At 36.1% G+C, this 16,110-nt stretch carries 18 protein-coding genes; 12 read left to right on the forward strand and 6 right to left on the reverse strand.

The annotated features are described in order from the left end of the window. Positions 1-77: 77 nt before the first annotated feature. From CWR48_RS13485 to CWR48_RS13515, 7 genes are all read left to right on the forward strand, one after another. Positions 78-1,163 (forward strand): mandelate racemase/muconate lactonizing enzyme family protein, encoded by a 1,086-nt coding sequence (locus tag CWR48_RS13485; protein ID WP_170140769.1) that lies wholly within the window; start codon positions 78-80, stop codon positions 1,161-1,163. Between the two features lie 35 nt (positions 1,164-1,198). Beyond that, positions 1,199-2,845: a thiamine pyrophosphate-binding protein gene (locus tag CWR48_RS13490; RefSeq protein ID WP_115773773.1), complete on the forward strand. Its 1,647-nt coding sequence runs from the start codon at positions 1,199-1,201 to the stop codon at positions 2,843-2,845. Between the two features lie 17 nt (positions 2,846-2,862). Continuing rightward, complete coding sequence (locus CWR48_RS13495; protein WP_170140770.1) at positions 2,863-3,921, forward strand: Ldh family oxidoreductase; 1,059 nt, start codon at positions 2,863-2,865, stop codon at positions 3,919-3,921. 19 nt (positions 3,922-3,940) lie between these two features. After that, a complete protein-coding gene (locus CWR48_RS13500; protein WP_170140771.1) occupies positions 3,941-4,954 on the forward strand; it encodes an NAD(P)-dependent oxidoreductase in 1,014 nt (337 codons plus the stop codon). Positions 4,955-4,967: 13 nt separating this feature from the next. Beyond that, the gene (locus CWR48_RS13505) at positions 4,968-6,599 is read left to right on the forward strand and encodes a thiamine pyrophosphate-binding protein (protein WP_115773776.1); all 1,632 of its coding nucleotides are present in this window, start codon (positions 4,968-4,970) and stop codon (positions 6,597-6,599) included. 21 nt (positions 6,600-6,620) lie between these two features. Then, complete coding sequence (locus CWR48_RS13510) at positions 6,621-7,433, forward strand: cyclase family protein (RefSeq protein WP_115773777.1); 813 nt, start codon at positions 6,621-6,623, stop codon at positions 7,431-7,433. Positions 7,434-7,526: 93 nt separating this feature from the next. After that, positions 7,527-8,321, forward strand: coding sequence for an IclR family transcriptional regulator (locus CWR48_RS13515; protein WP_115773778.1), 795 nt, complete (start codon positions 7,527-7,529; stop codon positions 8,319-8,321). Positions 8,322-8,604: 283 nt separating this feature from the next. Here the strand turns inward: CWR48_RS13515 and CWR48_RS21220 are convergent, their stop codons facing one another. Further along, a complete protein-coding gene (locus CWR48_RS21220; RefSeq protein WP_115773779.1) occupies positions 8,605-8,745 on the reverse strand; it encodes an aminopeptidase P family N-terminal domain-containing protein in 141 nt (46 codons plus the stop codon). Between the two features lie 165 nt (positions 8,746-8,910). Here CWR48_RS21220 and CWR48_RS13525 point away from each other — a divergent pair, with 165 nt between their 5' ends. The 4 genes from CWR48_RS13525 to CWR48_RS13545 all read left to right on the forward strand — a co-directional run bounded on the left by CWR48_RS13525 (position 8,911) and on the right by CWR48_RS13545 (position 12,401). After that, a complete protein-coding gene (locus CWR48_RS13525) occupies positions 8,911-10,320 on the forward strand; it encodes a hypothetical protein (RefSeq protein WP_115773780.1) in 1,410 nt (469 codons plus the stop codon). 360 nt (positions 10,321-10,680) lie between these two features. After that, positions 10,681-11,031 carry a nuclease domain-containing protein gene (locus CWR48_RS13535; RefSeq protein ID WP_115773781.1) on the forward strand — a complete coding sequence of 117 codons (351 nt, stop codon included), beginning with the start codon at positions 10,681-10,683 and terminating at the stop codon, positions 11,029-11,031. A 29-nt stretch (positions 11,032-11,060) separates the two neighbouring features. Further along, positions 11,061-11,291 (forward strand): hypothetical protein, encoded by a 231-nt coding sequence (locus CWR48_RS13540; protein WP_115773782.1) that lies wholly within the window; start codon positions 11,061-11,063, stop codon positions 11,289-11,291. Between the two features lie 210 nt (positions 11,292-11,501). Further along, positions 11,502-12,401, forward strand: coding sequence for an RpnC/YadD family protein (locus CWR48_RS13545; RefSeq protein WP_115773783.1), 900 nt, complete (start codon positions 11,502-11,504; stop codon positions 12,399-12,401). 296 nt (positions 12,402-12,697) lie between these two features. Here the strand turns inward: CWR48_RS13545 and CWR48_RS13550 are convergent, their stop codons facing one another. From CWR48_RS13550 to CWR48_RS13565, 5 genes are all read right to left on the reverse strand, one after another. Further along, positions 12,698-13,033 carry a hypothetical protein gene (locus CWR48_RS13550; RefSeq protein WP_115773784.1) on the reverse strand — a complete coding sequence of 112 codons (336 nt, stop codon included), beginning with the start codon at positions 13,031-13,033 and terminating at the stop codon, positions 12,698-12,700. 16 nt (positions 13,034-13,049) lie between these two features. Beyond that, positions 13,050-13,388 carry an MFS transporter gene (locus CWR48_RS20850; protein ID WP_342772462.1) on the reverse strand — a complete coding sequence of 113 codons (339 nt, stop codon included), beginning with the start codon at positions 13,386-13,388 and terminating at the stop codon, positions 13,050-13,052. 81 nt (positions 13,389-13,469) lie between these two features. Continuing rightward, on the reverse strand, positions 13,470-14,309 hold the full coding sequence (locus CWR48_RS13555) for an MFS transporter (RefSeq protein WP_245976807.1): 840 nt from the start codon (positions 14,307-14,309) through the stop codon (positions 13,470-13,472). A 183-nt stretch (positions 14,310-14,492) separates the two neighbouring features. Beyond that, positions 14,493-14,783, reverse strand: coding sequence for a hypothetical protein (locus tag CWR48_RS13560; RefSeq protein WP_115773785.1), 291 nt, complete (start codon positions 14,781-14,783; stop codon positions 14,493-14,495). 232 nt (positions 14,784-15,015) lie between these two features. Then, the gene (locus tag CWR48_RS13565; protein WP_115773786.1) at positions 15,016-15,210 is read right to left on the reverse strand and encodes a hypothetical protein; all 195 of its coding nucleotides are present in this window, start codon (positions 15,208-15,210) and stop codon (positions 15,016-15,018) included. A gap of 494 nt (positions 15,211-15,704) precedes the next feature. Here CWR48_RS13565 and CWR48_RS13570 point away from each other — a divergent pair, with 494 nt between their 5' ends. Further along, complete coding sequence (locus CWR48_RS13570) at positions 15,705-15,845, forward strand: YrzI family small protein (protein WP_115773787.1); 141 nt, start codon at positions 15,705-15,707, stop codon at positions 15,843-15,845. Positions 15,846-16,110: the final 265 nt, after the last annotated feature.

The following is a 16,110-nucleotide window of genomic DNA, read 5'->3' on the forward strand; positions in this document are numbered from 1 at the left end:
TCTCGAAGTTTTAGTTGAAACGGAACTTCGACAGTATGAGGTTGCTGTTTAAAATACTAAAGGAGGACTTTTATACTGTGAAATTAGAAAATTATAGCATTCATCACGTATCTGTTCCATTCAAACGCCCATTAACTACAGGAATTCACGAATTCTTAGGAATTGAAAATGTACTTGTAGAAATTGAAGCGGAGGGGATTAAAGGGATTGGTTATGCATTTTGCTTTAATCCGAATCAGGCGAAGGCAACTAAGGCAATGGTGGTTGATTTACTAGAGAGTATTAAAGGAAAAGACATATCTAATGTACAAAAGATTTGGAATGACATGTGGTGGAGAATTAATTTTATTGGACAAACTGGACCACCAGTAATGGCAATGTCAGCGATTGATACAGCTTTGTGGGATATTATTGGTAAAAAAGCGAATATGCCACTTTACAAGCTTTGGGGCGGATTCCGAGATGAAGTACCTGTATATGCCACTGGTGGTTGGATTTCCTATAGCATGGGTGAATTAATTGAAGAGGCGACGACCTATAAAGAGCAAGGTCACACGCATTATAAGATCAAAGTAGGACAACAAGATTGGCAAAAAGATGTGGTAAGAGTGAAGCAATTAAGAGAAAATGTTGGGCAAGATTTCGAGATTATGGTAGATGCAAATCAAGCATGGACGGTGAATCAATCGATACTATTTGCGAATGCAATCGAGGAATACAATATTTATTGGTTTGAAGAACCGAATAATATTCATGATATTAGAGGAACTGCTGAAATTAGGAAAAATATCAATATTCCATTAGCAACCGGTGAAACCGTTTATACGAGAGAAGGTTTTAAACCACTTATCACGAACAATGTTGCCGATGTTCTCATGCCAGATTTAATGCGTTGTGGAGGGCCAACCGAGTTTCTTAAAATTGCACAATTAGCAGATACGTATCACCTTCCAGTTTCATCACACACATTTACCGAGATGAGTTTGCACTTAATGGCAGCGGTACCGAATGGAACGATAGCAGAATATATTCCAAATTGGTGGGATGACTTGTTTGAAGGTGGACCAAAAGTCAAGGATGGAAAATTGAAATTGAATAATAATCCGGGACATGGTTATCGTTTCGCAGAAGAGGTAATTAAAGGTTTTAATGTTGTCAATTAACCATAGAAAAAGAATAGGCTAAAGGAAGTGAAAGTATGGAGAAACTAACAGGTGGCCAACTTATCGTTAAGTGGATGGAAGAATCAGATATTAAACATTTTTTTAATGTACCAGGAGAAAGTTTTTTGCATATTTTTGATGCGTTATATGATAGTAATGAGGTCCAGACTCTGTCTTTTCGACATGAGTCTGGGGCATCGTTTGCAGCAGAAGCTCACGCGAAGATAACTGGTAAGCCTATTGTATGTATGGCTACAAGAGGCCCAGGTGCGAGTAATTTATCCATTGGAATACAGACTGCGTACTATGATGGAACGCCAATGATAGCAATGATTGGGCAGGTACCTAGGGATAGATATAAAACTGGTTCTTTTCAAGAGGTTGCTCATGAGGATTTCTTTAAACCGATTTCTAAGGAAGTATTTTATGTATCTTCCGCGGCTCAATTACCAGCCATTTTAAAACAAGCGGAATGGATTGCTATGGAAGGAAAACCAGGTCCTGTAGTTATTTCATTACCTACGGATGTACTAGGAGAACAAACAGATGTAACTGAGTTTCCACATTTACCAAGTCATGTAAGTACAGTATCCTATGCAAATATAACAGAACAAATTGTAGAAAAAATATCACAGTCGAAATCACCTATCATCATTTCAAATATGGAAGCAGTTCGCGGGGAAAAAGCAGAAATATTAGGGAAAGTTGCTAAAAAATTAGGTGTTCCAGTGATTACTGGTTGGAGAAGATTTTCTTCTTTTTCAAATGAACATCCGAATTATATTGGATCGTTAGGATTAGGTGGTCCAAAAGTAACCAGTGATACAGTCGGAGAAGCTGATTTCATTCTTGGCTTTGGAAATATGCTAGAAGATATAAACGTTAACGGAGGAAATAGACTTCCTGAAGAAGCAGACATTTTTCAAATCTGTAGTTACCTTGAAGCGGGAACAACTCGTTTTGTAGGGAATAATCTTTTAAACTATATTCCGTCTAACGAGCTCGAATTTTTACGTTCACTCCTTCATTATTTAGAAGAAAATAATTCGATATTTGATAAGGAAGCAAGGATGAAACGAACAACCAACTTACGTAATAGTTATCTTTCCACGATGGAAAGTACAGTAAAAATGGACGCAAACAGGTCTCGTAAAGATGTTCATTTCAAAGAACTGAATAAATGGATTCCAGATGATGCAATTGTAGCAAGTGATGCAGGAAACTTTGCGCACTGGTTACTACGGTATATTCCTTTCGATAGAAATAGAGTTTATCTAGGACCAGTAAATGGAGCGATGGGATACGCTATTCCAGCTGGATTAGGTGCAGCTACCGCGGGTACGGATAAGCCCGTTTGGTGTATTGCTGGAGATGGCGGTGCTATGATGACGATTGGGGAACTTGAAACTATTGGTCGAACGCAGAGTGATGTAGTTGTTGTTGTGATTAATAATAGTGGGTATGGAACCATTCAAGCTCATCAGGATAAGCTATTCCCTGGAAGAGCAATTGGTACAGCTCTTGGTAATGTTGACTTTTATCAAATCGCAAAGTCGATGAACTGGAATGCATGGAAAGTTGAAAATGAGATAGAAATAGAGAATACGTTAAAAGAGGTTGTAAATTCATCTGGACCAAGATTTATCGAAATTAAGGTCGAACATGATCCACTTTCACTTTAATAAAAGGGGGAATTGCTTTGGGTAGTTTAATACCTGCTAAGGAACTGATTTCATTTGCAGAAAGATCATTGCAAAAAGTCGGTGTGAGTGCTGATGATGCAAGTACGATTGCCAATTGTTTAGTAGAAGCAGATGTACGTGGAGTACATTCGCATGGGATTAATTTACTTCCAAGATATGTGAGAGGAATATTAAAAGGAGACATTAATGCACAGCCGAACGTTTCGATTGAACATGATAGAAATGTTATTGTTCGGGTAAATGCAGATAATGGATTAGGGGGGATTGCAGCTGCTTATGCAGCGGATTTAGCTGTGGAACGCGCGAAAGAATTTGGTTTAGCTTATATTACGGTAACAAATAGTAATCATTTTGGTGCAGCAGCTCCATACTCTATGAAAATTGCAAAAAATAAAATGATCGGAACAACAATTACCAATACACCATCTATCCTTCCAGCATTTGGAGGAATGACACCCGTATTAGGAAATAATCCATTAGCAATTGCTGTGCCAACGAAGGAGGACCCTATCGTTCTTGATATGGCTCTAAGCCCTATTGCGAGAGGGAAACTTAGAGGGATGGCGGAAAAGGGAGAATCTATTCCTCCTGGTTGGGCATTAACAAAGGAAGGGCATCCAACGGAGGATGCAGCAGAGGCGTTCGACGGAATAACCTTACCAATTTCAGGACCAAAGGGTTATGGATTATCTCTTATCAATGAATTGTTATCTGGAGCACTTAGTGGTTCACTTGTTTCTCGGGAAATTTCTAGATCTCTCATTCTAGATAATAAAGGGGAAACATTAGATAGGTTTGGAGTAGGACATTTAATTACTGCCCTTGATATCTCTGCATTTATTGATTATGACGTTTTCCAGGAAAGAACAGAGAGGATCATTACTGAAATTAAAAACAGTACGCCTGCACTAAATACTGAAGAAATCTATCTTCCTGGAGAAATAGAAAATAAATTACAGAAGGATAGATTGGAAAATGGAATACCACTACCTGAAATGATTAAAAGGAAATTAGATGAAATCGCTAATGAAATAGGAATAAATATAATGCACTAAATCGATGGGGGATAGATGGATGAAGAAGGTAGTTATTTTAAATGCAATGTTACACTCTGCTGGGGAAGAGTTTCTAGCAGAAAGAAATATCCAGATTGAGAAAGTACCAATGGATAGTCCTATTCCAAATGCAAATGTTATAGAAAAGGTGAAAGATGCAGACGGATTAATCGTCCGCTTACCGGCAGGTGTAAACAGAGAATTAATCGAAGCTGCTCCACAGCTAAAGGTAATTGCTACGAGCGGTACGGGCTCTGATCATATTGATATCAATGCCTCAAATGAACACAACATACCAGTCGTGAATAATGCTGGTGTTGGAGCCTTACCTGTTGCGGAACATGCTGTGGGATTAATGCTTGCACTTGGGAAACGGATTGTAACGAGTGAACAACAACTCCGGAAAAAAGGGTGGGTCTCACGTGAACAATTTTTAAATGAAAAAATTGGTACAGAACTTTCAGGAAAAACGATTGGTATTATTGGTTTTGGTTTTATTGGCCAAACACTTGCAAAAATATTGAAAAACGGATTTGGAGTAGAATTATTAGTTTATGATCCTGTCATTTCGAATGAAATGATAGAAAGTGCTGGTGCAACGCAATGTGATTCCGTGAAGGAGTTAAGTGAAAAATCGGATTATGTTTCTATCCATGTGCCTCATAATAAACATACGCATCATCTTATTAATAGAGAGATTCTTGATAGTATGAAGCCTTCTGCATTTTTAATTAATTGTGCTAGAGGTGGGGTTATTGATCAAGATGAATTAGTGAAGGCCATTAAAGAGAAAAGAATTGCTGGTGCAGGGATCGATGTGTTTCCTGAAGAACCGCCACAATTGTCGGATGAAATCTTTTCACTTAATGAAGTCATTGTAACCCCACATATTGCTGGGATAACAGAAGAAACAAATCGCAAACTGTCCTTATCTGCGGCAAAACAAGTATTACAGGTTTTGGAAGGGGAAAAGCCAGAATCACTAGTAAATGTGGCAGTTTGGGAAAACAGAAGAGTAGCGATTGAAAGATAAGGGGAGTTGAATAATGGGTGAAATAAGGACAAAAAAAAATACTGCAAATCAACTTGTTGAAGCTTTAGTCGATCAAGACATTAGTCATGTATTTGGAATACCAGGGGTACATAACATCCCACTTTATGAAGCAGCTTCAACACGAGCGGAGCTCACACAGGTTATTTGCCGCCATGAACAAGGTGCTGTGTTTATGGCGGATGGTTTCGCAAGGTCATCTGGAAACCTTGCAGCAGCATTTGTCACGACTGGTCCGGGGCTTACAAATGCTTTAACTGGAATTGCACAAGCATATTCCGATTCCGTACCGATGGCAGTCGTTGCGACTGAAATTGCAACACCATTTATTGGACAAAAGAAAGGGTTTATCCATGAAATGGCTGACCAAATTGGAATGGTGAAAGATATCACAAAAGAATCTAAACAAATTATCGATCCCGATAATTCTTATGCAGATGCTTATACTACTTTACAGAAATCATTGGAGGCACCACAAAAGCCTGTATATCTCGAGTATCCAATTGATGTTCTAGAAAAAGAGTCTACAACGGATAAAAACTTTTTTCAATCGATTAAGTCGGAATTCCCTGTTTCAGTGGAATTAATCAAAGTAGCAGCAGAATTATTAAACAAATCGAAGCGTCCACTTATTTACGTAGGTGGAGGGATTCGTGAAAAAGAGGATACAGAAGCACTTATTACCCTTGCAGAAATAGTGGGAGCACCGATTGTTAGCACAGTAAAAGGGAAAGGCGTGGTGCCGAATGAACATCCCTTATATGCTGGGGTAAGTTGGGCAAGGGAAATGATGGATTCAGATATTATGCAAGCAGCCGACGCAGCACTTGCTATTGGTACACGACTTTCGGCAAGATTAAAACATGGGAATTATGGTAACTTTACATTGCCTGAGAATTTAATTCATATTGACCCAGATTCGAATATCCTAGAAAATAATTTCCAAACAAAGGTTGCTATTCAGGGAGTGGCCTCCAATACGTTAAATAAAATAATCGAACTTCTCATCCCCTTTCCTGAAAGAATAGAGCAAGGTAAGAAGATAGTAAGTGTATTTAAAGAAAAACTAGATGAAGAAATAACATCGAAAGCTCCGGACGTGAAGGTAGCATTTGATAGTATAGCTAAAGGATTTGGAGATGAGGTCATTTATTCCGTTGATAACGCTACTTTTGGTATCTGGATGGCTCGCTATTTTCCAATAAATAGAACAAGATCATTCTTATTTCCAATGGCGTTTGGAACATTAGGTTATGCATTACCAGCAGGAATTGGAGCAAAAATGGCAAATCCTGATCGTCCGGTCGTCGTTGTAGTAGGTGATGGCGGCTTTATGTTTACTTCATCCGAATTAACTGTTGCAGTTCAAAAAAATTTAGAAATCACAGTCATTTTAGTCAATGATAATTGTTATGGATCGGTGAATTATAATCAAAGAAAAAAATATGGTAAAACATTTGCAACGGAACTGACAAATCCAGACTTTAAAAAATACGCTGAATCATTTGGCTGCCTTTACCGTTACGTTGATCATCCAAATGAACTAGAAAATGCGATACAAAAAATCAAAGACCATCAAGGTGTAAAATTTATCGAATTAAATGGGACTTTCATTGATTGGTATTAAAGAACTTGAAGGGGGATTTATATGATTATAAAAGAATCAAATCTAATAAGTCATCTTGAGGTAATAAAGAAGGGGGAAGTGATTGAACTAGGTCACCCTTTCCAACCGGGGATTCCGCATCATCCCTTTCACCCGCCTTTCTTATATTCAATGGGACGTATGCATAATGATTTAAGTTTTGAAGGCGGTGTATCCTCAGCGAATGATTTTATTGCAACTGGGACGCATACGGGAACACATATGGATGCACTTGGCCATATTTCATGTGATGGTCTTCTACATGAGAATATTAGTGTGGATGAAACTCAGGATAAAAATAAGGGCTTAAGTGAACTTAGCATCGATAAAGCTCCACCAGTGATTAAGAGAGCAATTGTATTGGATATCCCGCTTATAAAGAAAAGAGATGTTCTTGATCACGCCTATGGAATTACAAAAGAAGATTTAATTGAAGCTACAAGACGACAATATGTTACAATAAAAGACGGGGACGCTGTATTTATAAGAACGGGGTGGGCTAAATACTATAATGATCCTAAATTATATATTTCTCATGAAAAAGGTGTACCAGGAGTAACATTAGAAGGGGCAAAATGGTTAGTAGCACAAGGAGCTGTATTGACCGGTAGTGACACGGTTGCTTATGAGAAAACACCTTCACCAAAGATGGCAGTACATCGCTATTTACTGGTAGAAAGAGGAATCCATATCATAGAAGCATTGAATTTGGAGGAACTTTCTAAGAATAGTATATATGAATTTTTATTTATAGCATTACCACTGAAAATTAAAGGTGGTACTGGGTCGCCGATTAGTCCAATAGCTGTTATATGATTATATTTGTAGATTAAAACTAATATGTTGGTAAATGTATTGGTGGGTCTAAGTATCCATCGATATACATTTATCTAATAGGGTGATAGAAAAATGAAGGAAAAGAAAAATAATTATTCCATGCAGACAATTCATCGAAGTATTCTTGTATTAAAATGCTTTTCAATAGAAAGAAAAAAACTAACTTTAACTGATTTCCATCAAATGACAGGTATATCAAAATCAAGCTTACAAAGAATTTTAGCTACACTTGTATATGAGGGATTTTTACAAAGAAACGAGCAAAGCAAAGTCTACGAACTTGGAATAGAATTGTATTTTTTGGGTCACTTAGTTGAAAAGGATTCTAGTATATTAGCGGTTTCTTATCCAATAATGGAAAAAATTCAGAAGATAACAGGAGAAAGTGTAACTTTAAATATTCTTCATAATAATAGGAGAAAATGCATTGGCTATGTCGAAAGTTCCTATCAATTAACACATTTAACTTATGTAGGGCATGAATCTCCATTACATGCAGGTGCTTCTGCAAAAGCGCTATTAGCACACTTAGAACCTAATACATTAGAAACTGTCTTAAATTCGCTTGATCTAGAGTCTTATACTGATACTACAATTGTGTCAAAAACTGATCTCATAGAAGAGTTGGAGAAAATAAAACTTAAAGGATTTTCAGAAAGTGTTGGTGAAAGGGTTAAAGGCGCTTATTCCATTAGCGCTCCTGTCTTTAATCGGTTTTCAGAAGTAATTGCAAGTTTGTCTACTGTCATTCCTACTGCCAGAATGGAAGAATATGATAGGGAGGAGCTCATACATTTAATTGTAAGAGGGGCAAGAGAAATTTCGGATAGTTTATCTAATGATATAAAAGAGACAACTATAAAATAATGCTTAAAGATTATTTATAATAGAATTATTATGCTCTAGAAAGCTCTAGAAAGGTATAATAATTCTATCAGAATGAACTTCACTATAAATTACAAATGAAAGCATTTCTCAAGGGGTAAACTATTTTGAAATTCCCATCATTTCATTTAAAAATGTTTTGTTCTAATTTTAAAAAGGATCTTCTTCATCTGAAATTGGACTGATTTTTCTAATTCCAGCAGTCTCTTGCGCACTTTCTTCATCTAATGCAGGCACAAAAAGCATTGTTTTCTCTTATTTGTTTTCAATCACCAATGCCATGAAATCGTATGTGGGGGGCGGAAAGAAATTCAGTGAGATAAAAGACATTGGCAGGGTCCGTAATCATAGCGGTATCTATTTTTTTGTTTTTTAAATACGTTTGCAGTTTTTGTATTCGCTTCATATATTCATTATTCTTAGATTTTCCTCCTCTTTTTAATCCTATTTCAAGTTTAGCTTAAAATTTTCATTGGGCGCAAAATATATACATTCTAAAATAACTCTTCCATTATCTGCAAGAATTAAGGTGTTAAAAATAAATACATATTTCTAATAGGGAGTATCTCAAATGAGGGCATTCGCTAGTTGGGGATTAAGTCTATCCATTGCTACTTATGGTTTATTACACTTTATCACCTATTTTTATACACATTCATATTTACTTTCCATATTATCTATTTCTGGGATTGGAATTATGGCATTTAGCATCATTATTTTATCTGTAAAAAAATTAAAAATGCCATTAAGTCTTCTTATCGTTGGATTTGCAGTATTATATTATTCTGGAACGCCTATTATGGAGGGAATTCACAAAGGCTTTTTAGAAATGCGAAATATGGTAGGTTTATTGATTGTTGTACCATTAATCAGTTGGGTATTAAGAGAAGAACCTTATATAGAAGCAATTGTTGGTTATGGAAACAAACTGCTAATTACGAGTCGCAAATTTTACTTTGGAATCATTTCATTTACACAGGTGGTTGCGTACTTCCTTTTATTTGGCTCGATTCAAATTGTTTATCATTTTGTCGATGAAGTTTTAAAGAAAAAAAAGGGAGAGGCATGGGAAAATTTTAAGGGAACTGCATTGCTTCGGGGATTTGCCCTTTCCACGATGTGGGTAATTAGTATTCCAAGTTTCGTATTTGTTGTGGAAGTCATGGATGCTTCCCTTATCATTTCTATTTTACAAGGTTTTGGGATGTCAATCATAGGTATATTTATCGCACTGATTTTTTCTCATTTTGAGGAAAAGAAATATGGCGTGGATTTGACTGCAGGCTTGGAATCGGAATTTGCTGAAGTCATGCGTTCGAATAAGTATAACGATAAATATATGAAACAAGATTTCATTGAATTTGTTATCCTATTCTTCACGTTATTTGGCTCGATCTTTATTATCCAAGCCTTCGTAGATATTGAACTTTTAGTACTTATTCCTCTTGCTGTTATATCTTGGATTTTCATCTATTATATGTATAAAAAGAGAGTCTATAAATTATGGAAGCAAGTAAAAGAACATGTGAAGGATGATATTATTTATGAATCCTACCAGCTATGTGTCATGTTGGGTGCAGGGATGATGATTTTTTCTTTAATTCAAACAGATTTTGCTTCGATGGTTGTAGATGGAATTTATGGCCTACAAGCGACTATTCCATTTATAAATCTATTATATTTCTTGCCATTTATTGTGATTGTTTTAGGTTTCTTTGGATTAGGTCCACTTACTGTTATGGCGTTAGTCGGAGGGATACTTGGAAGCTTAAACCTTCCATATCCACCAGAGATTATTGTGTTAACAGTTACTTCTGGAAGTGCAATTTCCATTCTTTTATCCCCATTAATTATGTCAGTTATTACATTAAGTGGTGCGAATGGCCTGAATGGATTTAAAAATGGCATTGGATTTAATTGGAAATATGCGATTGCATTGTATGTAGTTGTACAGGTGTATGTACAATTGATGATTGCATAGGGGAATTGTTATTAATAGGCTGTTTACTAAAAAATATTGATCTTAAATTTCCATCTACTTTCAATTTCTAAAGTATTTATGGAGGGGTTAAGGGATAAATTTGGGGAATCAGTCTCATTGAATATTGTTCATCAAAATCAAAGAAAGTGTATAGGATATGTTTCTGGTGAACATGAATTGAGTATTTAAAGAAATATAAATTATTGCAATAATTTACCTGGACATAATCAAATTGAGCAAGTAGATAATTCTATATCGTCATTTATATTAGAAATTGAAAACATTTTAAAGAAATTAAAGATTTCATCAGCACATTTTATTGGAAATTCTATTAGTGGCTGGTATCGTTGGTTTGAACAATTGTATAACCATAAACATGAAGGAATTGGTTTATCCTATCCAATCCCTTTGAAAGACACGTTTCAATTGTATGAAATATGGTGCTATATGATGGTTGTTAAAGTGTTAAGAGAATTGGGTTATGTGAAGAAAACAAATGGTATATTTAAAATGCAAAGAAATAGTATCCTTCTAGATTTAGCTGAGAATAAGGAAAGTAGTATTTATTTAAAGAATAAGAGCACGCTCTATTTTCAGCGGATCTATCAAAAAAATACAAACAAATACTATACATACACACAACGAATGATTCCTGATATTGTGATAGAAGGGGAAGAGGGAATTATAATCTTTGATCCTAAGTATCTGTAGCCGATAATCTTGGTACGGTTTTAGGAGAAATGCATAAATATAGAGATGGGATTATTCATCGCGAGCGACGAGAACGAGCGTTACAACAAGTATTCATTTTAACACCGACTAAGGATGAACAGGCGGAATTGATGAGATACTTTGATGAGGATTTCTATAAGAAGTATCGAATGGGTGCGGTTCAGTTGGTGCCAGGTGAATACTTGGATGGGTTAAAGGAGAAGGTTAGAGAGTGTATCGAACTTCTTAATAATAAATGATGGTTAATGTAATAAATATTATTCTTAAGCATAAAAAAGTTAGTCCCACTACGCTAAACTATTAGCATAGTGGGATAAGCGCCAAGTTCAGCCATCAAACTCAAACAAAATATATAAACCTTTGCCCCACCAAATATAATCATGCTATATTATAGTCAGAACATTCACCCCTAAGAATATCTCTTCCAAAACCTCCAAGGACGTGATGAAATGGCAGCAATAAAGCTACTAATTAAAGAAGATTCCGCAAAATCTACCTACACTGGACATGACCAATTAAGCAAAGAAATCATTAACACATTCTTTAAAGAATTTCTTGAAGCATTTTTTCCGAATGTTCATGACAACATCGATTTTCACGCAATTAAGCCACTGTCTGAAGAAGTGTATACGAATGTGCTGAAAGGCAAGACGCGTCGACTCGATATTGTCATAGAAACAACACTGAAGAATACAGAAGTTGTAGTAATTGTTCATGTGGAGCCACAAAGTTATAAACAGGATGACTTTCATGAGCGCATGTATCATTATTTTAGTATGTTGTATAATAAATATCAAAAACCGATTGTACCGATTGCTGTTTTTACTTATAAAGAAAATTGGGAAAAGAGTCAATACACAATGGAATTGCCCTTTTTCCATGTTCTCACATTTAACTACATGACACTTCATCTGCGTAAAAAGAATTGGCGTGAATATATTCAATCAGATAATCCTGCAGCTGCGGCCTTAATGAGTCAAATGGGTTACACGGAAGAGGATAAGGTGCAGGTTAAGAAGGAATTTCTGCGTATGATTACCAGAATGCAACTGGACCCGGCAAAACAGCGCATTATATATGGCTATTTCGAAACTTACTTAAAACTAACAAAAGAAGAGGAGGAACAGTTAATGGCAGAAGTTGAAAAATTACCAGAGGCAGAGAAGATTATGGAAATCCCGATTTCTTATGAAGAGAAGGGGAAAGAGATTGGGAGAAAAGAAGGAGAAGAAATTGGTGTTAAGAAAGTGGTAATGGAAATGTTAAAAAAAGGTTTGAGTATGGACCTAATAGCAGAGGTTACACATATGGATGTCCAGGAAATCAAAGAATTAAAAACTCAATTATAGTTAATTATCAGAGGGTGCACTGTACTTTGTTGGTATAACATAATCAAAATTTCTCGAATAGCTCTTTGTTGCATGCCACTGGCCAATCAAATCAATATCCAGGTTAATTTCATTGAAATCAGTTTAAGGCAAACAGCTTTTGAAAAAGGACGGTATTGCCTTCATGACCGTGGACGAAGAGGCAGCGTTTGTGTGAGAAGTCATAATAAATATTTCTGAAAGTGTAAAAAAATCTAGAACATATATGGAAAAAGGCAAAAAAATGGCTGAACTCTTTACAAAGTTTCAGCCATTGCTTATTCCTCTTCTATTTTATGTCTTAAATAATCATAATTATCTGTTGGTACTCTTTTTACAACATTACCTTCGTCATCCTTAGTAATATTATATTGACGGTATGACTCCACTCTATATCCATCTAATATTTTGGTTCCCTCTTTTTCATATTCTAAGGATGAATAACTTTCGAATGGATTGCCTTCTTCCACTTCAGCACTTACTTCCTCTGACTCTTCATTCGTTTCATTTGTAAAGCTTGATCTAAATCCAAGATAGCTGTTTTCAGGCGATTCTAAATATGCCGTAAATCCCAATACGACAATAATTCCAATGAAACAAAGTATCTTCTTCATCGTCATCCTTCCTCTTTTACCGTAAAGTAGTAACTTTTGTATGTGCAGATCGCGGTAGACGCAATTTCATATAGCCGACAAATGACAGAACCAGCATTCCTATTAAAAAGGCAATAAAATATGGAGAAATCACCTCACGAATAAGCCCGGTTACAAATGAACCGAAAATCATTCCCAATGAATAGACAGCCGACATCACCCCGAATGCACGTCCATGTCCTTCCCTTGCTATAGCATCTGTTACTGCTGTGGCCATGGCGGGCATTATCACCCCAAAAAAGAACCCCATTAAAAATAACAAAACCGACAAGGCTGCTGTCGACTCATTTATGAGTGCAAACAGAGTCATACACATTCTTAGAAAACTTGGTTGTCACCAAGCCTTTGGGTGACAGCCTTAGTTGCACTTATGTAGTAAGAAATATTTTATACTTTCTTAACTACCAAATAAACCGAAAATCAGCCTCTTCACAGGAGAAAAGTGATTAATAAAAAACAGAGATAAGGAAAAAAATGTTCCAATAGCCATAAAACTGAACATTTTCCCTGTTGTGACGGTAGATAGACCCTTTTCCACCGACAAATAAGGAATTTCATAAATGATCACACCATGAATGTACATCACCGCAAAGCCTGTCAGAAAAACAACATGCAATCCCGGATTTGCCAAAACCTGAATAAGGCCCAATGACTGATTTCTTCTATTCACAGTGACTGCTTGCCTATCTTTTAGAAAAAACATCGTATAAACAGACGTTATAATCAGTGCTGCCCCAATAACAAAATAAGAATTGGCGTATCCAACCATAACACCAAGCTTCCCACCAATCAGTTGGGCAATAATGCTTGCGATTGTACCAAGAATCCCAATCACAGCCATGTTTTTACCTTGCTGCTGGCTATTCGCTGCATATCCTGAAAGTAGTGCCATTGCTGCTGGAATCAAAAAGGCTAATGAAAATCCATTTAATACCGGCAGTAGTAATAATTCTGCAGTGTTAGCCACTAAGCCATGGAAAATAAACAAACTACCCGATACAAGCAATGGAAGCGTAATAAATAATCGCTTCCCAAACCTGTCAACAAGTGGACCTGCAATTAAATTACCTATTAGATTAGCGAGTTGAGCGGCACTAAACATAATTCCAATTAATATACTGGACGCCCCAATCATTGCAGCATAAGGAGTGAAAATCGGTGCTTGAATACTCATGATCAGGCTGATTAATAACATAATGATAAAAATGTGTAATTTGTCTGCCGTTGCTTCTCTCAATTTTTCCACCTCGAAAACATTGTATGCTCTAAATGAAAAAATAGACGAGCATTTTAGGAAAGAACATTACACTTTTTATAAAATGTCTGCATTCCATGTTAATAGTCTACCGGTAAACACTATAATACAAAGAAATAACAAAGCCTTATAAACAAAAAAAGTAAGGACACATGCTTCATGACCTTACTTTTTTGCTTTTTTACTTTTCATTTTTTTAGATTCTTTTACATAATTAATATAGTTTCCTGTTCCTTCGATTGCTGACACAGCAACAATCGCCCATTCCAGCGGGGAAACCTCGTTTAATGATTCTTTACCATAAAACATTGTAAATACGGTGATCATTCCGTAGAGGAAGGCTTTAGCGAAGTATTCCCAAATCGGGGAATAATTATCTATATTCACTCTATCGTATATCTTATTCACAAGTGAAGCTACTCCAAGAAGTATAACCAAGATTATTATAAGTTCCATCGTCACAAAACCTCCAGAACAATTCTACCATAATGCATAGTAGTTCTAACAAATTCTAGGACCAATATTGGGTAACTATTGTACGCTTGCCACTTTATTTTTGTTGACGAAAGAGAGAAATACTTTTTACAAGGATCTTCAGAGGGAGTTCTTGCACAGTTCTAGCAGATTGTTGGGGAAGAGCGGATCCATTAGAAAGGGTGTCACGATTCTTTCTGACACCGGTTCCATTTCATATCTGGATTTCGCTCATTGTAACAAGTTTTGCCTTCACCACATACACTTGATTTAGGATGAGTGCTCCAATCCACTGGATAAACGTTCTTGCAATAACCTGCCCTAAAGTCGCTACCGGAACAGCTTCCCAAGGGATAAATCCTGCACCTAGTGGTCTTAAACCAACAACCCCATATAAAATACACATCATACGATTGTTAATTTTAATCTAGTAAAATTGTCTGTATCTGTCGTTTCAAATGATAAAGGAAAGTGCAGAAGCTGTGCTTTTTAAGAAAAAATACACTGTTTTAAATGGAGTTATGACTAAATTAATCCGATCAGCAAACATCCCATTTGTCTTTTTTGTTGAGGGATAATTTAGAAAATTACGTAAAAGGTGTTTACAAACAGTTGAAATACGGATATAATTGCCAAGTAAATTAAAAAATTCTTAAGGAGGTCGAATGAAATGATGGTATCCGCTAGATTGAATTCACAAGCAGCTACAACTTCAGAAAAATTGAAAATCATGCATTCGACCAGATCGGAATGGATCGCTTAAGTTTTTTTATGTAATTAAGCATACCCATACTGCAGGGAGAAGCGTGTCCCTGTGGTATTTTTGTGCCTTTTTTTTACCGCAGGGGAGGAGTCTCTCTGCGGTTTTTTCTGTTCTTGGGTATTTTAAGGAGGTGTTATGGAATGACGATAAACTTCATCTTTTTCACGATAACTATTTCCAAACGTGTGATATCTCTTAAGGAAGCAATTCATAATGAAAATGTTGAAAAAATCTATGAAAAACATCGAGAAATAGCAGCTAATCATATTCGTCCCTATTAACTTTATTACTTTAAAAAAACATGAAAGGTGGGAATGAAAATGATTTATATGTTACAAGGACGTCATGCAGTTCTATGGGTGGAGAAAGATACAACCTAACCGGCAGCTGAATAATATAGAGTGACAAGAAAGTTAATTTAATAGCCTCTGACTGGGTGTTACTTCAGGAGTCATTTTGCACGAGAAACTTTAAAAACCGAGTTACCTTTACATGAGTAAAGTAGCTTGGTTTTTTAATTATTTATAAAATAATTTGATGCCATAT

The organism is Oceanobacillus arenosus, from assembly GCF_003369575.1.
GTDB classification, from domain to species: Bacteria; Bacillota; Bacilli; order Bacillales; family Amphibacillaceae; genus Oceanobacillus; species Oceanobacillus arenosus.